Here is a 19,970-nt window from a genome sequence, read left to right as displayed (position 1 = left end):
ATGTTCTTTTTTAGAGTGCCGTTACTTCAAATACTTCTGGAACTTGCAACCAGCGATCTGCAAGTCTAGCACTGATTTTGTATTGACCAGGTGTTAGGTAGTTCGGTAAGGTAACCAGCACTTCATCATAAGTGTTAGCGATTTGTGAAGCGTAGATCTGATTACCTCCCAAGTATATCGTTGCAAATGCAATGGATTTACCTTTCAACCGGATTGCTGTACCGCCACTTCCTTTCAGTGGTGCAAAACCTGTATAGGTAAATGGATTCACTTGAATACTGAGGTTTGTATGAACTGGTATACTGTTGCTTTGTATTTCATTCCAGTATCCTACTGTTACCTCATGTTCACCGCTTTTGAGCACGGGTATCGCAAATCGAATCAGACCCTCCTCGGCCACTATTCCATAAATTCCGTTATCTGCAAGGTGGACACTGTAATACTGACCTTTTATAAAGTTTCCCGATATGGTGACCTGGCTACCCATTTCATGGCTATTTTGGATAAGCTTGTTCACCTTCAATTTTTCGACTTTAAGTTTCTTTTCCGTAATCAACTCATAATTCATGTTCTTGATCGTTAACGGATATTCTCCTTCGGGCAGATCTCCAGCTGATAGTGTATAACTACCCACCTGTGTATCTAGGCCCATTTGGACAGGATAGGTTCCAAGTGTAAAAGAAGTGGGGCCGAAGAGTTGGTAGGAACGTAATCCCATCACTTTGGTACTTCCAAAGGGGTGCACACGCGTTGTCTGAAAATAGATTTCTTTGGTATCGGGTCGAGCTAATTGCAGCTTTTGTGGAAAAATTATGGTATCTCGACCATTAAAGTAACCTATACGATAGCTATCACCATTTTCAGGTTTAAGATAGTCGTATAATCTCAAAAATTGCTGGTAAGGAATAAGTTGGTCGCCCATGAGGATTGAAGTCCTGTATGCGAGACCTTCTTTTGCACTTAACGTAAGATGAGAGTAAATATCCATGATATAACTTTCTGGAGGATTGAGGCGTGCAAGGTATGTGACTTCCGTAAGATAATATCGATGATCAGCATCTTCAGAATTTGTTTTCGAGACTAAATATACATACGCAGATTCTGTTTGGCCATTAGGTGGTAGTTTGAAGCTTAGATCGATATTATTATTGCTAACGGTAAATGGTATTTTATCGTTTGATTTTCCAATATAGAGATCGTAGCGTGCGTATACATCTTTAAAATTACCCTTTAGAGTAAGCTCATCTCCACTATAACCCCTTAGAGATTGGTTAGGATGAACCATAAAGTCTTGTGAGTGGTTAACATAATACTGTAAGTATTGACCATAAATATCATTTTTGGTCGTTTTTATGTAATAACGAAATTTTTGGACATAACCTAGATCATTCAACACACTTTCATCGAGAGTCAAAATCATGCGTCCAATTGCAGCAGGAGTTTTAATCTGAAAGTTCTTGATCACTTCTTTACCATCGTTGATACTGATAAATTCGAAACCATGTTCGATAATTTTATCTGCATTGAGATAAAGGACGTTCGATAGTAAGCTTATTTTTTTGTCTGGAATAATCTCAAATCCATGTGTCTCCAACTGGATTGGTCTAGTATCCTCAAAAGGTATTGTCTCAACCTTATTGCAGGAAATTTGCGTCAAGAATAGTAAAACTATACAACGCATAAAATGCTGTCCCTTCATAAATATAATAAAATGGCTACTTTGGGGCAAAGATATAAAAATTCCTGTCTAAGTGAATTTTTAATTTAAAATTATATTTTCCGTTAAAAAAAGAAATCAATTGTAGAGAATTGCAGTAATGAACGAATTTCAGTAAGTGTCAGTTCAATTGTTTGACTTCGATTTTAATTAGAGAGTTAATACAGTGAACATTAAAAAGGACTGTAAATACCACTTATCAGCAAATTATCGATATCAAACATATTGCTTCTTACGAAAGTATAGAAAGCATATATAATATGCGTTATTTTACAGGAAGACTATATGTCGCTTATAGCCGGATCTGAAGATAGTACAAGAAACCAGTTAGAGATAATTCAGGAGCAATACGGTATCGAAATTCGTAAATTTATTACCTATTCAACTAACTTCGTCAAATGGATCATCATCTTCCTACTTATGAATGAAGAAACTAGGAAGATGATATTATAAATCCAATTTTGTTGATGCAAAATGATCTAATGCCAATCAAAGTAGCAGTGTTTACACTGTCTTGCTAGCGGAGTTCTTGCCAACTTGCCACATTTTGGGCAATTGTTAAAAGTAATTTGTGAATGATGGTGAGCCAAGATACGTTCGGCAGTATTTTTATAAAATTTTTCCGATCCATCACGGATGAGTGATAAAGCTATACGATCTTTAGTAAGCCAACCAGTTTTAAGGTAGATCTTCTTCATTTTATCCAAATCCTTATTTCCTTCAAGTTTCAATAATGAATGTATATGCTTATAAGCTAATTTCTCCTGTGGAGACATCAGATGAAGATAATGGGTAATTACATAGTTTTGAGTATCTTGATCTATCATAATTTTAAACATCAATTACCATCTAGTGTGGAGGTTATTATATTATAATTAATAGTTAGCAGGTTGATTGAAAAAACACCATTACATTTTTTGTTGTTTCCTTTCGATTGGATCCTACGCATTTTCAATGATTTGTCATTGGTAATAGCGATAGTTAAATAATGAATGTAAAAAAAGGAAATAAGTTCTTTTTTTATTTGACAAATACATTTATCTAAAATCATATGATAGGCTTCTATATGGTCTGTAAATATAATAAGGAATAATTAATAATCCGCAAACATCTCCAAATAAAACAAGCTAAAAATAATAGTAATTATATGCTAATATAGTTAGTTTTATTATCTATCTTTGAATATTGAATAAGGATGAACACTATATAAGATAATCGGTTGCTCAATATTCTTACGTGTTCATCCTGTTCAATATTGGATTAAAACAGGGGAAGTTCTATAATTAATCTATTAATTTTAAAAGCTAAACAGATGAATTTAAAGCAAATACAACAAGAATATATCACTAAACATCCTACAGCTGTAAAAGTAAATACTAAAGGAAAAGCTCAGTTATCCTTTCAACAGGTTGCTGGCATCCGTGAGTCCGCTTTTAGTATTTCCAAGCTATTTACCATTAGCGAAGGCGAGCAGGTGATTAGACAAGGTTTTGCTCGTTGGCCAGATATGATAGCAGGAGAGTTGGAGTTACTCAATAAGAGATTGGTGGATTAGTAATTAATTCACCTTCTTTGAACCTTTCTTAGCCGTGCATTTGTTATAAATTAAAATCATTCATAGCCGGCATATTGATTTCCTTTACACAACTAGCATTAGAAGTTGATATGATAAATTTCAATGCATTAATCACATCTTGTAAAGGAATTAGGTTTCCATCAGTTTTTTCTATTACAGTTTCTATACTTTCACCATTGTCAAATTCGGTTGCTAAATAACCTAAGTTTAATATGGAAACCCCAATTTTATACTCACGAAGATTCTCTCTCAATGAATGTACTATACCTCTTAATGCGAACTTAGTCGCGGCAAAAGTTACTTCTTTTCCATTATTGTTATCTAGTCCCCAAGTTGAGCCAATTAGAATTATTTTGGCGTTGTCAGATTGTTTTAAATTTTCAATTACTGATTTAATATTCAAAATACAGGATGTGATATTTGTATTTATCAAAGTAGATATTTCTGATTCATAATTTTCTTCAAAACTATAGCTTTCTGTAAAAGCATTACTTTCCCATATTCCAACATTATAAATGAAGTAATCTACTTTTTTATCCCCTACATTCGCTTTTATAATCTCTGACGATTTTTTGGGGTTTGACAGGTCCGTGCTAATCCACTTGATATTCATTTTTTCGTGTAAATAGTCTGGTTTACTTCTTGAAATTCCCAATACTTCATCATTTTCATTGGGTAAGCATTTAGTAATTGCTTTTCCCAGACCTTTACTTATTCCAAATATTAAATAAGTTTTTATTTCCGCTTTCAAATTCTTCTACTTTTAAGGATGATCTCCGTCTTGTCGCACCATTGTATTCAGATGTACTTGGCAGTGCGGACGGTTTTGACTAAAATACAAAATTTAAATATAAGAGCTTCACTTGAAAATTTGCATAACTGGATCCAATTGAATTTTCTTTTTTCAATTGCACATCTACCGATGAAATGTAGAGTATCATTAGAGGAGATTCGTATTAACTTAAATAAAATTTATGGCTCAGATTATAATAGATCACCAGCAAATCCAGTATAATTCTTAATAGAACATTTATCAAACTTACCTGAACCTGGGGGAGCGATAACGTGTAAATGTCCATCAGTTAAATGATTGTCTAATTCGTCAAGCACACGTTGTTGGTATTTTCTCCAACTGTATTTAAATTTTATGTCTTTAGGATATTCTGTCCATGTATCGGTAAGTTTTTAAAAGCCGTAGTATGAAATATTATTGTCCAACGTTATCTGTCCTAAGTTTGTTCAGTAATTCAGTTGGCGCATAGCCATAGTGTTTTTTAAAGGCGTATGAAAAGTGCGACAGGTTCTCAAAGCCTGTTTCATAACAGACATCAATGGGACGTTTCTGTTTTTCCGTAAATTGGTAATGCGCCAGTTCTAGCCTTTTTTGAGTGAGCCAGCGTTGTGGCGTTGTATGGAACGCTTTGCTGAAGTCTCTTTTAAATGTCGTCAGGCTTCTTCCGGTCAGGTAACCGAATTTTGCAAGAGGAAGGTTAAACATAAAGTTTTTCTCCATATATCCGGTCAGATCAATTTTTCCAGGTTCTTCAAAATTAGCCAGTATATGGTCTATGCTTTTATCAATTACCCTTAGAATACTAATGGCTTCTGTTATTTTTAATGTTGCAATATGTTCTGGTAGTTCTTTGATATCAAAATACGGAATCAGGGAAGACAAACAACTTTCCAATAAAGGATCATTGCTAAAATGATAAATTTTAGGCGACTCTACTGTTTTGGAAACTACATCCAGATGGGCATAAAAATCCCTTAATCTTGCAGTGGTCAGATGCATCACGACTGTCTTATGTGGTTTCCCGTCTATTGGATAATTGATGATGGTGGCTAACTGGTTTCTAGGAATAAGGAAAATATCGCCACCTTTAAACACATAATTGGCATCCGCTTGGACTATTTTTGTCTCACCTGAAATGAACCAGATCAACATGTGGTGCTCAAATAAAATGTCCGATTTAAAAAACTTATCCTCGTAACAAGAAAGCTTGAGATCATCCGTTATGTATTTTGCTTCGTATTCCATCATCGTTTCTTATTGATTTTCCTAAGGGAAAAGATTACCTTAAAAATAAAAAATATAATTAATTTTTTTTGTAAAAGGCGGTATAAATTTTTGTTGATAGTAATAGACAGATGGTGTTCTACCGTTCTTTTAAAATTTTCTACCGCCTTACGATTATATTGATTATCTCCAGCTAAATGACAACGATCTTATCTTCTAGCGCCTTCATATCTTTTAATTCGGTTTTAAATTATAGGAAAAGTGATACCGCTGGTTTCTTCACTCCATTTCCATAGTTGTTTGGCATTATCCTCATCCAGAGCGTATTGTTTTACTCCCGAAGATATTCCGCTGTCGGATGCCAGCGTGGCAATATCTGCATCTTCACAGTACACGCCTCCTATATTATCGAGCAACGACGTAGTCGCACACCATACTGTAGTTGCCGCCCCCTGCGGGATGGTTTTGAGTGAAGCCAATACCTCGGGAAGCATATTTCCCTTTTCATCCATAAAACCCATTTTTATAAACAGGTCCAATGGAGCTTCCCTTCCAAGTTCTGTCCCAGCTATAGAACCCGGATGCAGGCTATATGCTCGTACATTGAATGCTCTAGATCGGTTATCTAGTTCTAGAGCAAATAAGTTGCTTGCAGTCTTTGATTGACCATAGGCCTGTAATGTTTCATATTCACGGTTTTGAAAATTTGGATCATTGAAATCGAAGGTTCCGAAATGGTGACCGTGCGAAGATACATTAATGACTCTAGCACCATTTGCTTGTTTCAAAGCAGGCCACAGTTTTGATGTTAACTGGAATTGGGCAAGATAATTAGTAACCAGCTGCGATTCGATAGCACGGCTATCGTAGCGAAGTGGTACCCACATAATTCCCGCATTGTTGATCAATAGGTGAAGCGGTCTGCCTGACGCTATAAATTTATCTGCAAATGCATAAATGGAAGAGGTATCCATTAAATCCATCTGCTCTATTTCCACTTGGTCAATTCCTTTTAGATTCTGTTTTGCTTTTTCGATATCTCTTGCCGGTACAATAACGGTTGCCCCTGCAAGTGACAATGTCTTGGTCGTTTCTAGACCAATACCAGTGTTACCACCTGTTACGATTGCTATTTTTCCTGTCAGGTCTATACCTTTAATCACGTCTGTTGCTGTTGATTTTGCATTGAAGCCAGAGCCTATTGGTTTTTGTAGTGCTCCCTGATAATTGTATTGTTCCATTTTTTATAATTTTATTTGTTATTGTTGAAACAAATATAGATGGATGATTAAAAGCTAGGTTTGTTCAAACGTCCGAAGTCACTTTGCTTAAAGGTCCACTGTTATTTTTTAGTAGCTTATGCGGAGTTGTGTGTTTTTTGTATAACTGCAATCCGGAGCCAGCTCTGTGAAGTTTGCTTCGAAGATCTCTTCGGGATTTTTCAGTGGGCCCTCTCGCAATTATGAGAATAAATTACATGAACTACATAAAAGCCTAATGGACTATTTAAAGCAAAATACCCATAGCCACCGGGCAGACGCTGTTATAGACTTCAGCGTCAATATTGACGAACTCTCGGGCAAAGAAACCCACGATCGTTTATGATCACCGCTATCACCGTTTAAGTCTTTTTTTGTTAAGACTTAACATCAACTCCTCTGCAGAAATTACTGTAGTGTTATTCTATGATATTATCATAACAGTTGTACTAGGAATTGTTTTGAATTTTTAATTTGGTTATTTTATTTTGTTAATTAGTTGATTATGTGTATATTCATATAACCTTTCATAAAATATGCACATGCAGAACTGCTGTGCTGCGAAGCCTCCCAACCTGGAGGCTTCGCTGTATAGTGTCCTCGTAACCGCTAATGAGGAAGAATGCAAATTTTTTCTTGTGTTGTTTCATAACCTTGTTTTTTATTGGACAGATCGAAAGAAATTTTTGCCTTGGACGTTTATTATTCTTTTAATTAAGATGACTTTAACCGATTTCATCCGACCTGCTATAACAAAGTTCAATAGCATTTTTTGTTATTTTTTGGGATTTGTAGCCCTATATTTTGGGAATTTATACCCAATAATTTGGGTATTTGAACCCTAATTATTGTCCCTTCCTGAAAAAGGTTTACAAAAACCGAATATTAAAACCTTAAATTTAATATTATGAAACAGCGTATGACAAAACGTAAATCAGGGGGACAACAAGTTTACAGCGACAGCTTCAAGATCTTAGTTTCCAGGGAGTACCTAACAGGCAAGTTTAGTTATTCCCAACTTGCAGAGAAATACAATCTTCCGGGAGAAGCGACTCCTCGTTATTTTATGAAATGGTACCAGCAGTGGGAAAGCAATCTAGATCTGGAAGTTCCACAGGTTGTAGATTCGGAAGATCCCGGGATAAAAAATGAACAAGAGCTCAGGGATGAGCTTTTTGATGCAAACCTCAAGATTACCGCCCTGGAGATACTGATCAAAAAAGCGGAGGAGCTCCATGGGGCTGGGTTGGTAAAAAAGTCTGGGGCCAAATCGTCCAAGAAATGAAGTCGTGTTACCAGAATATTTCGGTCACCAGACTTTGTGGACTATTTGGCAGAACTAGGCAGTCCTATTATAAATATATGGGCAGAGAGCAGGAATATTCCGTTCGCAGCGGACTTGTATTGGCCAGGGTACGAGAAATACGGAAGGACTCCCATCGCATGGGTGCCCTTAAGCTTCGCAGCATACTGACCAAAGAAATGGGCAGCGCGATGATTGGACTGGGAAGAGACGCTTTCTTTAGGCTGTTGCGTGAGAATGACCTTTTGGTCAAGTGCAAACGCAGGTATGCCATCACGACCCAATCAGACCACCGTTTCAAAAAGTGGCCCGATCTTGTGCAGCGTAGGCAAGCCCTGCATCCCGAACAGATATGGGTGAGTGACATCACCTACATACGCATCCGGGACAAATGGATCTACCTGTGCCTGATCACAGATGCCTATTCCAGAAAGATCGTGGGCTACAAACTTACCCACAGACCAACAGCCCAGGCCTGTATATCAGCACTCCGGATGGCGATAGCACATAGGATGTACCCACAGAACATTCTGACCCACCATTCGGATCGAGGTATCCAATATTGCAGCACAAATTATATCAATATATTGCAAGAAAACGGTATTGCCATAAGCATGACACAGTCCGGAAGTCCATACGACAATGCTGTGGCAGAAAGGTTAAATGGTATCCTAAAAAACGAATATCGGATGGGCGAAACTTTTCCAGACTACAAAACTGCGCTTAACCAGCTGGTCAAAGCAGTCAACATATACAATCATTTTAGGCCACATATGGCCTGCAACATGATGTCTCCACAGCAGGCACATCAGGAATGGAAGAACCAAAATGTTCCTGGACTCTTTCAGCGACGTAGTCCGGATGCAAAAAAGTTCCGCATCAAAATGAGGGAAACAGTGGCTAGGCAACGGACAACTGATAACAGTAAGAAAAAAGACAATGACAACCATATGCAGTAGAAAGAAATAGAATGTAAAATATATATAGTAATCTGTTCGGTATATGTAAACCTATTTCAGTATAAGACATATTGGATAAAAGCTACTTTTTTCTACCGTTTTCCTACTCTTCTTCTGACTTTCTTCTGACCAACTTCTACCTTTTCTTTAGTGCGCTTCGACTGGGCTTCGAGGCTCCTTCGATACAACAGCATGAAAAGTCGAAGCCGACTCGAAGCGCACTCGAAGCCGACTCGAAGCGAGCTGGGCAATAGGTAGGAGTTAGTATGGTGTTGACTGCCGATTGTGATGGAACGATCTATACTAACATCCATTTTTTTGCTTTCTTTTGCCGTGTTCGGTCGGATGTAGGTCAATAACATGATGCCGATCGGTTTCAAGTCGGTCATTCTTCTTTTAACTATTGATGATTGTTTTGTTGTGTAGTATGTTTGTTATGTCAATGTATAGTTTATTTCTATAGACCTCAGAGATGAGGAGAAAGATCATGGAGTGAGTACAAGCTTTGGACAAGCTTAAGGCTTTGGTTGACGCATTTTTGGAAAAAGATTAGGTGGGGCACTTTGTTCCCTCTATGCGAGCTTTTCTTTTGGAGATTTGATACAAACTGCTTTGATGGCTGTAGTCGGGACGCTCGTGAGGTATGTGACGAGCTGATTGTTGGGCAAAATAAAGTCAAAAATGAAATAAGGTTCTATTGTAATAGGTTAAAATCAATAAAGGAGATACCCCGTATCTATCTCCTTTGATATTTCGGATTATGAATCAGGATGCTCTGCTTTAAATTTTAATAAATCAAAGCTCTCCCAATTGATTTTACTTTAATGTTGATATATTTTACAATAGGACTTAGTTATATTCTACACCAATAGCTTTTTCTTTATTTGCTGTTTTTTTCTAATGATTAGCGCAATTACCCAAATTGATATCAAGCAAAGTATTAATAAGACTTTAATAGTGTTCATGTCTGGAAAAAAGTTATTAAGGGAGTGAAACGCAGATACTGCCAATAGAGAATATGTCTGATTGGCAACTTTTCCGATCCCCCAACTTCCAAGAATTAAAATCCCAAAAAATAATAGATTTGAGCTTGTGAAATCAAAGTTTAAGTGCCAAACGAACCACAATATGGCTACTATGAAAATATTTAAAATCTCCGGTAATGGCTTAAGCTGTTGCTGCAAAAAACCTCTCCATCCGATCTCTTCTAAGAGACCATAGATTAAAATTGCGGTAATGGCTTTAAATGATATTGTTCCTTTAGTACCATACTCGACACCTAGAATCAGTACAATAGGTAATGTCCAGTATAAAAGAAATGGGGTAAGTATGTGGCCATAGTTTCCCTTTAATGTCAGAATCGGTTTTATTTTAAATACGGCAAATACCGTTATTGCAGCAATAGTTGGCTATATACCTTGCAGGATAATTTTAATGAAACCGCTTGGTACATTGCTTAATAAATCAGTTTTATTGGTCAGATAGCGAAGGGCAATTGCGATGATAAAAAACGTCAGAATAGCAAGATAATTAACTTTATTTTTCATGTTTAAAGGCTTTGTTTAGTACCCAAAAATAGAAAGATGATTTCGTTAAAAACTTGACGAAAGTTAAGAAAGTACATTATATGTTCTTTTTTCTAATTCTACTTAAACTTTCTGCAGCAATGCCTAGATAGGAACAGATGATTTTTAGAGGCGTTCTCTGAAAAACTTCTGGACGATCTTGTATTAACTTCAAATACCTTTCTGTAGGAGATCGTGTAAGTAGATTTATTTGCTCAGATTGCTTCCTGATAAACATGGCATCAGAAATGGCTTTACCAATAAGTAACCCTGTGCTGGATCTGGTGTATAATGCATGGAGATCGTTGTAGGTGATCGACCATACGTGTGATTCTTCTAAAGCTTGTGTTTTTATAACAGTTGGAGACTGGGTCAGAAATGAGAGATAGTCACTGAATAATTGTTCTTCGTAATAAAGGTTAATGCATACGTCTTTTTCATCTGCCAAAACAAAGTGAGCAACTGAACCACGGATTAAAATGTTAATATATTTTTCTTGTTTGTGGTAATCCTTAATTAATTCATTTTTTTTAAATGTGCGAACATGCAGATATTTTGCAAATGCTGTCCAAAGGTTGATATCCGCTTTGTAAAATGGGTCAAATATTTCTTTTACTCGTTGAGCTGTTGGCTGTTCCATCAATAGTTTTTGGCTTATACGGTATTATTAAATGAATAATAGCATCATCTTAATTCCTTTCGTTGCTGACGATCATATTTTTATACTCCTCTAATTTAAGGCTTCGCAAGTATGACCTAGTTTTTCAAGGCAGATGCTGCTGCTGTTATTGGCAATTACTACATTTTTGATCCTCAAGATATTGTCACAGTCATCAAGATCGAAATTGATTTTATAGCCTGGATTTCCTTTGGATAGAATGACAGATTGAAGTTCTACTTCAATTTTGTTTGTTACATTTGTTTTGAATATCTGTACCATAAAAGTTGGAACGTTTTGTATAAGCAAATCTATAAATTCATTTCACATTTTGGATGTGAAAAAGTATTGACACGGACAAAACTGAACTTGAAGTTTAGACGCTCCAATAATGGGTATAAGGGTTTCGAGCCGTAAATTTTGATTAAGCTGCCATAGTAATCGTCTCCAGTAGTATCTTAGCAGTACCTTAATAAATACGAATAATACGATCTTTTTATCGACCCTCAAATACGATCTGAATGAATAACAAGGTTGATGATTAATTAATATTAGCGTAATATCCTCAAGCTATCTTTGTCGGGTCATGTCTACCCAAATTAAGAAGGAAATCCTTTATTTATCTCGATTCAAGAACGGAGATCCGCGTGCATTTACATTTTTCTTTGATACTTATTGGGCAGAGCTATATATACTGGCTTATCGGCATGTGCAGGATGAAGCAATTTCGAAAGATATCGTTCAGGAAGTATTTATTCAGATCTGGGAAAAACGCCACCTGCTTAAGGAAGATTACGAATCGTTAAAACCTTATTTTTTTAAGGCAATCAAGAATAAGATTCTAAATCACTATGCGACTGAAAAAGTACGAGAAAACCATATGGAAAAGATGTTATACCGTATGGACAAATTTACTTTTTTAAACGATCATACAACAGCACAGTATCAAGGCTTAGAAAATATAGTAGATCTTGCTGTATCGAGGTTGCCTAAAACCATGCAGGAGGTATATCTTTTGAGAAATGACAATTATTCGATCCAGCAGATTGCTCAAAAACTCAATATTGCCGAGCAGACGGTAAAAAATCATCTGTCTGAGGCAAAGAAAATACTGAAACAGGATCTGACAAAGCGTTTTGCTGACCATGATGATATCTTTTTAGTTTTAGCGAGTGCTTATCTATTTCATCATTTCTTAACATAAAGAAAATAGTTTATTAAAGTACTTTGAGCCTCTTCACCTGTAATAAGTAAAACAATAGGATACAAGTGAAGGTACAACAGTTTAAAAATATCATACAACGTTATCTCGATGGCAAGCTGTCTGAGGAGGAAAAAAAGAACGTAGATAGTTGGTATGATGAAGTGTCTTCTGATCAAGAAGATATTTTTAGAGATCGGCAGCATAAATCGGAAGTAAAGCAGGCGATATTTGCTGCATTTCCTCCAGCCATACAAGCTGCTAAAAAACAGATTCGTATCGTACGATTGCGTTGGATTTCCGTCGCAGCTTCGATGTTGATATTAGGTGCTTCGGGTTTGTTCATCTACCAAAATTTACCACGAATTATTCAAGGGAATACTGCTGCTTCAATTTCTTTAAAAGAGCTGTCGACCTATCCTGGTGAACAACGGGAATTACTACTTCCAGATCATTCTATCATCACGCTGAATGGAAATACCCGGATTCGATATCATGAGCAGGGGTATCTGAAAAACCGAAAAATTTATCTGGAAAAAGGAGAGGCCTTTTTTGAGGTGCAGCGCGATACTTTACATCCATTTTCAATCGAAACGGCAGCATTGACCATCGATGTGCTCGGTACTTCTTTTAATGTAAATCACTCAGAAAAATCAAAAAACATCACCATAGATGTTAAAACGGGACGTGTACGCGTTGCTAACAAATTAAATGCCTCGGTACACGTGCTATTAGCAGGTCAGAGTTTGCAATATGAAAAAGATCTTGGAAGCTATAAACGGTATGATACTAATCCAGATTACGCCAATATCTGGACACGTGGAGGTATTTTAATCTCTGGAGCTAATTTTCAGAAACTACAGGAACTGATTTACAATCGGTATGGCTTGATCTTACACAGTGACGGTTTAGATACTGCCAATTTTAGCTATTCGCTGCTTTTACCCCACGTCAAATCGGTCGATCAGCTGCTTCATATGATCTGTAATATTCACCAAATTAAATTTAGGAGGGAAGGCAATGATATAATACTACATCAATAAACTTATAAAAAGTAAAAGAATGGGAAACGGGGAAGTTTTTCCATAGTAAAGTGCTCATCTGGCAAACCGCAAAATCAACCAGTGAGCACCCTTAGTTCATGTTAATATAAACATTAATGCAAATATATGTATAAAATTACGAAGCTCAGCACAGTTGCCGCTGCATTAGCTTTCAGCTCATATGTACCCATTTTGAAAGCTACTACTGCATCCGTAAATGTCCATAGTAGTCAAGTGAAATTACATGGAATCAATATCCATCTAAAAGCAGGAAATGCCTCTCAGGCCTTATTGCTGTTATCGGAGCAAACTGGTCTTGGCATCGGTTACGATAAAAAAGCGTTGCAATTAGAGAAAGTTGTTATAAAAGAGCGCGCCTTTCAAAATGCTGGTTTTGAAGAGGTACTGCGCTATATTTTGAGAAATACTCATATCCAGTTAAAAAAAGTAAACGGTGGAGTAGTTTTAGTGGCTGGACAAGCACAGCAAACTTTTAATGTGCGGTTTCATGTCAGCGATAATGCCGATAAGCCTATTGCAGGAGCTTCTATTAAAATAGTAGCCAACGGTCAAAGCATATTGACCAATGCTCAAGGTGATGCGCAACTGAAAGTTCCTGCGGGCATTTATACGATTTTGGTTACCCATATATCTTATGGGGCCAAACAAATAAGCGCCGTAAAGGTGGATGCCAATACTGCTGGCGTTCAGGAAGTTGTTTTAGAAGAAAACAAAAATGAAATTGGAGAAGTGGTCGTTACTGCCTTGGGAATCAAACGGCAGGACCGTTCGTTGGGTTATGCCGTCGGTACGATAAAGGGAGAAGATCTCAATCGGGTGAACAATGATAATTTTATGGTTGCTATGGCCGGAAAGGTTCCAGGGGTGTCTGTTAGTGCGACCGGCCCAACCGGTTCTTCAGTGAGCATGGTGATTCGGGGTGCTTCATCCTTAAGTACCGACAATCAGCCTTTATTTGTCGTTGATGGGGTACCGCTCATGAACAAGCTCAATAACATCGGTCAAATTGGTGATGATAACAAAGTCGATTATGGTAATGCGATATCCAATATCAATCCAGAGGATATCGAAAATATTTCCATCTTAAAAGGCCCCAGTGCTGCTGCGCTGTACGGATCTAGAGCTGGCAACGGTGTGGTTTTGATCACCACTAAAAGCGGTAAAAATGCCGAGAAAATGACCATAAACGTGACGAGCAATACCGTTTTTGATATTCCATATCGCTATATCGACTTGCACAATAAATTTGCAAGTGGCACTATGCCCTGGAAACCCGGAGATATCAATGGCGACCTTAAAATAGAGGAAGAGTCCAGTTACATGGTAGGACCTGCATTGGATAAAGGATATCAGGCCATTCAATGGAATAGTCCAATGGATGCGGATGGAAATCCGATTCCGACGGAATTAAAGTCTTACCCCAATAATATCAAGAATTTTGTCCAGACCGGCATAACGAGTACCAACGGGATTTCATTGGCTAATCGCAGTGAACGACTTGATTATCGGTTTTCTTATTCCAATATGAACAATAGGGGTATTGTACCTCATGCTGATTTGTTTAGAAATACGTTGAATATCAATGCAACCATGCGTTTGCGCGATAATCTTTCATTAGGTATGTCTCTGGATGCAAGCCGTAATAATGCTAACAACCGCCCAGCTACCAATCGTGGTACAAACCCGCTACAGGCGGCATATGAAGTTGCCCCGCATATTAATATCTTGGATTTGAAAGATTACTGGATGCCTGGACAGGAAGGGATACAGCAACGCTCCCAGTCTGTAGGAAATTTTAATAATCCCTATTTTCTTGCGTATGGCGTCAACAATGGTTTCGTACGTGATCGGGTATTCGGAAACCTGCGCTTAGATTGGAATATCCGTAAAGATTGGAGTGCGATGATCAGGTACGCGACAGATATTTACTGGGAGAATCGGGAAACCAAGATTCCTTACAGCTATACCAATGAACCAAGAGGTGCTTATGGTATTGTCAATTTGATGAATCTGGAACAGAATATCGATTTTCTGACCACCTACAATAAAAAGATAGGCGATTTTCAAGGTACGGGTTCACTAGGTGGCAATCTGCGCTATTCAAAGTCAACTTCTGTTCAAAATACTTCCAAGCTTGGAGCTGGTCTAACCACTCCCGGTTTATATACGCTTTCCAATATCAGTCCGTTGAATCTGGATTTTGCGAGTATACTATCTGAGGGTGCGGTAAATAGCGTATATGGATTGGTTAACTTAAGTTATCGGGATATGGTATATCTGGACCTTACTGGACGAAATGATTGGTCGAGTACGCTGCCGGCTGCCAACCGTTCTTATTTTTATCCTTCCGCTTCGTTGAGCTTATTGGCTGACCGCATCTTGATGTTACCAAAAGAAGTCAGTTTATTCAAATTACGGGGCGGTATTGCGCGTGTCGGAAATGATACTGGAAGTTATAATCTATTTAATGTATTGAGCAATCCGGGGAGTTGGGGAGATGTATTGCGCCTCACACGTTCTGGAAACCTCTTAATACCTGACCTGAAACCCGAACAGGCGACCTCGTATGAGGTGGGTACAGATATTGGCTTCTGGAAAAACAGATTGAAATTTGAAGGAACCTACTATACATTGGACAATAAAAATCAAATCATCTCTACTGCACTACCGAGTTCCAGTGGTTTTAGTTCGAGAAATATTAATGCCGGTCTACTGAGCAGTAAGGGGATAGAACTGGCATTGTCTGGACGTCCTATTGAAAAAGAAAACTGGACCTGGGATCTAGGTGTTAATTGGCACCGTAACCGAACGCGTATTCAGGAACTTTCAGAAGGTGTTGAATTTCACACGTTCTGGACAGATGGACGTGGTGGAGCACGTACTTACGTTGGGGAAGAGATCGGCGATCTGTATGATTCTAAACTCGTGACTGTTGAAGATCCATCATCGCCTTACAATGGTTATCCTATCTTGGATAAAAATGGTTCTTGGCAGGCCGTCCGTATTAATAATAGCCGCAATAAGATCGGTAATTTTAATCCTGATTTCAGTATGGGTATCCAGTCTTCCCTACGCTATAAAAATTGGACCATGAACATCGCCGCCGATATGCGTTTTGGAGGTAAATTTATGTCCCAGACTTATCGATATTTTGAATCGAACCTCACTACACAGCGATTTTTAGATCAGTTGATCAATCCGAATGGATTGACGGGGGAATCTTTACGTAACTATTTGATTGAAAATGATCTGGTGCGTGTGCAGGGTAATCGTTATCCTATTGTTGGCGGACCTGGTGATGAGTATGGTGGTTATCCAATAAATGTAGGCGGAACGGTCGGAAATTTTGGGGTGTTCAACCCAGGTGTCATTGCGGAATACGATGCCAAGGGAAATATCACGGGATATAAAGAAAATCTCGGAGGTGAGGGTACAAAATATATAGCTTATTCTGATAATTACCCTTGGGATTTTATGAATACGGCAACATTTGACGCTTCATTTATTAAGTTGAGAGAGTTGTCTTTTAGCTATGACTTGAAAGGGAAATGGTTGACCCGTATGGGAATAAATGGCGGAAATGTGGGTGTTTATACGCGTAATCTTATTTTATGGACAAAAGCCAATGTCGGTGTTGATCCTGAAATGGCTTTTCAGTCGGATACAGGAATTGGATTTAAGCAGGGTATCGAGAGGTATAATGTGACTCCCTGGGCAATGCCGATCGGATTTAAAGTTAATATCACTTTTTAATAAAAAGCTATAACGATGAACAATCATTTTAAAACTATAAAAATAGCCGTATTGGCATTGACGCTCAGTTTACAGATGTCGGGCTGTAAAGATCTTACTGAAATCAACATCAATCCCAATGGTGTAAGTGAGGAGCAGGCAAATCCTAACCTGCTGTTGTCGACTATACTTGCTGGTACGGCTAGTAAATATAATGAACTCAGTTTTACAGATCTTGGAGGGGTCGTGCAGTACACGCAATTGGATGCCTGGTTTGATGCACACAATGATTATAAATGGACCGGTGGAATCTTAAGCTGGGATGCTTATTACGGCTATCTACGTGATAACGAGTTGATGCGTCGCCGTGCAGAAGAATTAGGACTAGACTTTCATCAAGGAGTTTCGCTGGTCATGCGTGCTTACCTCTTTGGACTGATCACCGATCTATGGGGTGATGCTCCATATACCGATGCGCTCAAAGCCGAAATGGGAGGGGTGCAGTACAATTTTCCCAAGTTTGATCGACAGGACGTGATCTATAAGGGCATAATTGAAGAACTGAAACAGGCAAACGCCTTGTTTTCAAAACCTAATGGCCGCTATGATGTTTTGGCAAGCGCAGATATCTATTTTGGAGGGAATGTGTCCAAATGGCGTCGCTTTGCCAACTCGCTGGCGCTTCGATATTATATGCGTATCGCTGAGAAAGAAAGTTCGTATGCCAGAAAAGGAATAGAAGAGATGGTCGCAAGTCCGACAGATTTTCCATTAATTACATCTGCGGAGGATGATGTGTTGATGGATTTTATGGGAAATAATGCAGCAGATTCCTGGCCGTCCAATACCGTTTTTGATGCCAGTGGAAGTAACTTCCGAAGAATGAAAATGTGTGCAACACTTGTCGACCGTTTACAAGAGCTTCATGACCCGCGTATCGCTGTATGGGCTAAAAAAGTAGAGATTCCAATTGAAATTCGCTCGACAGAGCCAAATGGAACGGATAAAATTGTAAATGGTAAACGTATTGTTTCTCCAGATGTAGTCAAAGGTATTGCTGTAGATGTAGATGTCGAATACGTAGGATTGCCATCTAGTGTCTTCTAAAAACCCATCAGCTTATAATCTCAATCCTAGCCCGGGGCAGACTTCGATCAATCCACATGTCTCTTATCTGAATGATCGTTATAAAGCCGCTAAAGGTGGGATGCTGAAGGCTCGTTTACTTGCTGCATCTGAAGTGAATTTTATATTGGCAGAAGCTGCCAAGAAAGGATGGACCTTAGCAGGTTCTGCTAAGGCATACTATGAACAAGGGGTGCGCAATTCGCTTAAAAGTTGGGGCGTAGAAAATGATTATAGTGCCTATATTCAACAGCCTGGGGTTGCTTTTGATAATACATTGGCACAGATCATGGAACAGAAATGGATTTCGAATTGGACTACTGCATCTCAAGCTTGGTTTGACTATAGAAGGACAGGGCTTCCGTTGCTAAAGGCAGGTCCTGCAGCTAGCCGTTCACAACTACCCGTAAGGATACCCTATATGCAGAATGAAATGAGTGTCAATCAAAAGAATGCTGCAGAAGCTTTAGCACGTATCGAAAAGACAGCATACTCCCAAGCAGATAATGAAAATAGTGCATGGTCTAAGTCCTGGCTTTTGCAGGGAACTAATAAACCTTGGTAAAACATAGAAAAAACTAATAAAGATGATCATGAATATAAAAAATGTAATGGTATTATTGAGCTTGTGCTGTCTCACACGCATAAGTACGGCGCAAATTCAGAACCAAGGTGCCTATCCTGACCGTATGGTCCTGACTTGGTCCGATAATCCTGCTACGACACAATCCGTGACCTGGAGGATAAATAGCAGTTCCAATAAAATCATAGGACAGGTGGTTGAGGAGCAAAGCGGACCCGATCTGGAGCAGAGCGCACAAACAGTGACAGGGATCAAGAGTCAGTTAAAAATAGAGGGCAGTAGCCAACTAGATAGCTATGGACAAGTTACGTTTGCGCGATTGAAAGCGGGGACAGTATATGCTTATCGTGTAGGCGATGGGGAGAATTGGAGTGCGTGGAATCAGTTTCGTACGGCAGATCTAAAGGGTGGTTTTTCATTTATTTACCTGGGCGATGCACAGAATGATTTACGTTCGAAATGGTCTCGTTCCATTCGTAAAGCTTTTCAACAGGAGCCTAATGCACGTTTTATTGTTCATGCTGGCGATCTGATAAACCGTTCCAATAACGATAGCGAATGGGGTGAATGGCATGAAGGAGCAGGATTTATACATCAGATGATACCTGCTGTACCCACACCGGGCAATCATGAATACCGCAGGGACTCTTTGGGGCAGCTGGTCTTAGATCCGCACTGGAAAATGCAATTTCATCTTCCTAAAAATGGACCTGCGGATATGCAGGATGCGGTGTATTACCTAGATTATCAAGATGTGCGCATGATCTCATTAAATTCACAATTAATCATGTTGGATTCTATTGCTGCTCAAAAACAAGAACAATGGTTAGCGGATGTTCTGGCATCCTCAAAAGCTAAATGGAATATTGTTGTGATGCATCATCCGGTTTATTCAACAGCAAAGAATAGAGATAACACGATCCTTCGTGAACGTTTTAGACCTATTTTCGAAAAGTATGGCGTTGATCTGGTTTTGCAGGGACATGATCATACCTATGCAAGAGGAACAGCTGGTCAAGTTCGTCCAGTATATCTCCTTTCAGTAGCAGGACCAAAGATGTATGGTTCTGATTCGGAACGTTGGATGGAAGTGTCAGGTGCGCAGACACAGCTCTACCAAGTTATTCGGGTGACTGACGAAAAGCTTTATTTTTCAAGTTATAAACTCAATGGGCAGCTGTTTGACTCATTTGAATTATCTAAGAAATAAA

17 protein-coding genes are annotated in these 19,970 nt (G+C 38.5%); 9 read left to right on the top strand and 8 right to left on the bottom strand.

What is annotated here, in order from left to right; translation table 11 throughout:
* Nucleotides 1-10: 10 nt before the first annotated feature.
* Both AC06G9_RS13405 and AC06G9_RS13400 read right to left on the bottom strand, forming a co-directional pair.
* A complete protein-coding gene (locus AC06G9_RS13405; RefSeq protein ID WP_480956470.1) occupies nucleotides 11-1,681 on the bottom strand; it encodes a hypothetical protein in 1,671 nt (556 codons plus the stop codon).
* A 515-nt stretch (nucleotides 1,682-2,196) separates the two neighbouring features.
* On the bottom strand, nucleotides 2,197-2,544 hold the full coding sequence (locus AC06G9_RS13400; RefSeq protein WP_346571059.1) for a hypothetical protein: 348 nt from the start codon (nucleotides 2,542-2,544) through the stop codon (nucleotides 2,197-2,199).
* Nucleotides 2,545-3,029: 485 nt separating this feature from the next.
* Between AC06G9_RS13400 and AC06G9_RS13395 the strand changes: the two genes are divergently transcribed.
* Entirely contained in the window at nucleotides 3,030-3,272 is a 243-nt protein-coding gene (locus AC06G9_RS13395) for a hypothetical protein (protein WP_248753412.1), read from the top strand.
* 43 nt (nucleotides 3,273-3,315) lie between these two features.
* Here AC06G9_RS13395 and AC06G9_RS13390 read toward each other — a convergent pair whose 3' ends face one another.
* The 3 genes from AC06G9_RS13390 to AC06G9_RS13380 form a co-directional block, all read right to left on the bottom strand.
* Nucleotides 3,316-4,044 (bottom strand): SDR family oxidoreductase, encoded by a 729-nt coding sequence (locus tag AC06G9_RS13390; protein ID WP_480956469.1) that lies wholly within the window; start codon nucleotides 4,042-4,044, stop codon nucleotides 3,316-3,318.
* A 456-nt stretch (nucleotides 4,045-4,500) separates the two neighbouring features.
* Nucleotides 4,501-5,334 (bottom strand): AraC family transcriptional regulator, encoded by an 834-nt coding sequence (locus AC06G9_RS13385; RefSeq protein WP_346570848.1) that lies wholly within the window; start codon nucleotides 5,332-5,334, stop codon nucleotides 4,501-4,503.
* Nucleotides 5,335-5,555: 221 nt separating this feature from the next.
* The gene (locus AC06G9_RS13380; protein WP_480956468.1) at nucleotides 5,556-6,551 is read right to left on the bottom strand and encodes an SDR family NAD(P)-dependent oxidoreductase; all 996 of its coding nucleotides are present in this window, start codon (nucleotides 6,549-6,551) and stop codon (nucleotides 5,556-5,558) included.
* A gap of 925 nt (nucleotides 6,552-7,476) precedes the next feature.
* Here AC06G9_RS13380 and AC06G9_RS13375 point away from each other — a divergent pair.
* Together AC06G9_RS13375 and AC06G9_RS13370 are read left to right on the top strand one after the other, a co-directional pair.
* Entirely contained in the window at nucleotides 7,477-7,854 is a 378-nt protein-coding gene (locus tag AC06G9_RS13375; protein WP_480956467.1) for a transposase, read from the top strand.
* The gene (locus tag AC06G9_RS13370) at nucleotides 7,851-8,831 is read left to right on the top strand and encodes an IS3 family transposase (protein ID WP_480956466.1); all 981 of its coding nucleotides are present in this window, start codon (nucleotides 7,851-7,853) and stop codon (nucleotides 8,829-8,831) included. The genes AC06G9_RS13375 and AC06G9_RS13370 overlap by 4 nt, the downstream gene beginning before the upstream one ends.
* A gap of 860 nt (nucleotides 8,832-9,691) precedes the next feature.
* Here the strand turns inward: AC06G9_RS13370 and AC06G9_RS13365 are convergent.
* From AC06G9_RS13365 to AC06G9_RS13355, 3 genes are all read right to left on the bottom strand, one after another.
* A complete protein-coding gene (locus AC06G9_RS13365) occupies nucleotides 9,692-10,069 on the bottom strand; it encodes a CPBP family glutamic-type intramembrane protease (protein ID WP_480958186.1) in 378 nt (125 codons plus the stop codon).
* A 385-nt stretch (nucleotides 10,070-10,454) separates the two neighbouring features.
* Nucleotides 10,455-11,036: a Crp/Fnr family transcriptional regulator gene (locus AC06G9_RS13360; RefSeq protein ID WP_480956465.1), complete on the bottom strand. Its 582-nt coding sequence runs from the start codon at nucleotides 11,034-11,036 to the stop codon at nucleotides 10,455-10,457.
* Between the two features lie 90 nt (nucleotides 11,037-11,126).
* A complete protein-coding gene (locus AC06G9_RS13355; RefSeq protein WP_434439519.1) occupies nucleotides 11,127-11,336 on the bottom strand; it encodes a hypothetical protein in 210 nt (69 codons plus the stop codon).
* A gap of 304 nt (nucleotides 11,337-11,640) precedes the next feature.
* On the opposite strand from AC06G9_RS13355, the gene AC06G9_RS13350 reads away from it, so the two are divergent.
* The 6 genes from AC06G9_RS13350 to AC06G9_RS13325 all read left to right on the top strand — a co-directional run bounded on the left by AC06G9_RS13350 (nucleotide 11,641) and on the right by AC06G9_RS13325 (nucleotide 19,969).
* Complete coding sequence (locus AC06G9_RS13350) at nucleotides 11,641-12,258, top strand: RNA polymerase sigma factor (RefSeq protein WP_248753419.1); 618 nt, start codon at nucleotides 11,641-11,643, stop codon at nucleotides 12,256-12,258.
* Nucleotides 12,259-12,323: 65 nt separating this feature from the next.
* Nucleotides 12,324-13,298, top strand: coding sequence for a FecR family protein (locus AC06G9_RS13345; RefSeq protein WP_480956464.1), 975 nt, complete (start codon nucleotides 12,324-12,326; stop codon nucleotides 13,296-13,298).
* 126 nt (nucleotides 13,299-13,424) lie between these two features.
* The gene (locus tag AC06G9_RS13340) at nucleotides 13,425-17,072 is read left to right on the top strand and encodes a SusC/RagA family TonB-linked outer membrane protein (RefSeq protein WP_480956463.1); all 3,648 of its coding nucleotides are present in this window, start codon (nucleotides 13,425-13,427) and stop codon (nucleotides 17,070-17,072) included.
* A gap of 15 nt (nucleotides 17,073-17,087) precedes the next feature.
* Entirely contained in the window at nucleotides 17,088-18,158 is a 1,071-nt protein-coding gene (locus tag AC06G9_RS13335) for a SusD/RagB family nutrient-binding outer membrane lipoprotein (protein ID WP_480956462.1), read from the top strand.
* The gene (locus AC06G9_RS13330; RefSeq protein ID WP_480956461.1) at nucleotides 18,148-18,741 is read left to right on the top strand and encodes a SusD/RagB family nutrient-binding outer membrane lipoprotein; all 594 of its coding nucleotides are present in this window, start codon (nucleotides 18,148-18,150) and stop codon (nucleotides 18,739-18,741) included. Before AC06G9_RS13335 ends, AC06G9_RS13330 begins: the two co-directional genes overlap by 11 nt.
* 28 nt (nucleotides 18,742-18,769) lie before the next feature.
* Entirely contained in the window at nucleotides 18,770-19,969 is a 1,200-nt protein-coding gene (locus AC06G9_RS13325) for a purple acid phosphatase family protein (protein ID WP_248753423.1), read from the top strand.
* Nucleotide 19,970 lies beyond the last annotated feature (1 nt).

The sequence above is a fragment of the Sphingobacterium sp. MAE genome (genome assembly GCF_056711605.1).
The sequence above is the reverse complement of the archived record's forward strand: the minus strand, read 5'-3'. Positions and strand labels throughout refer to the sequence as shown.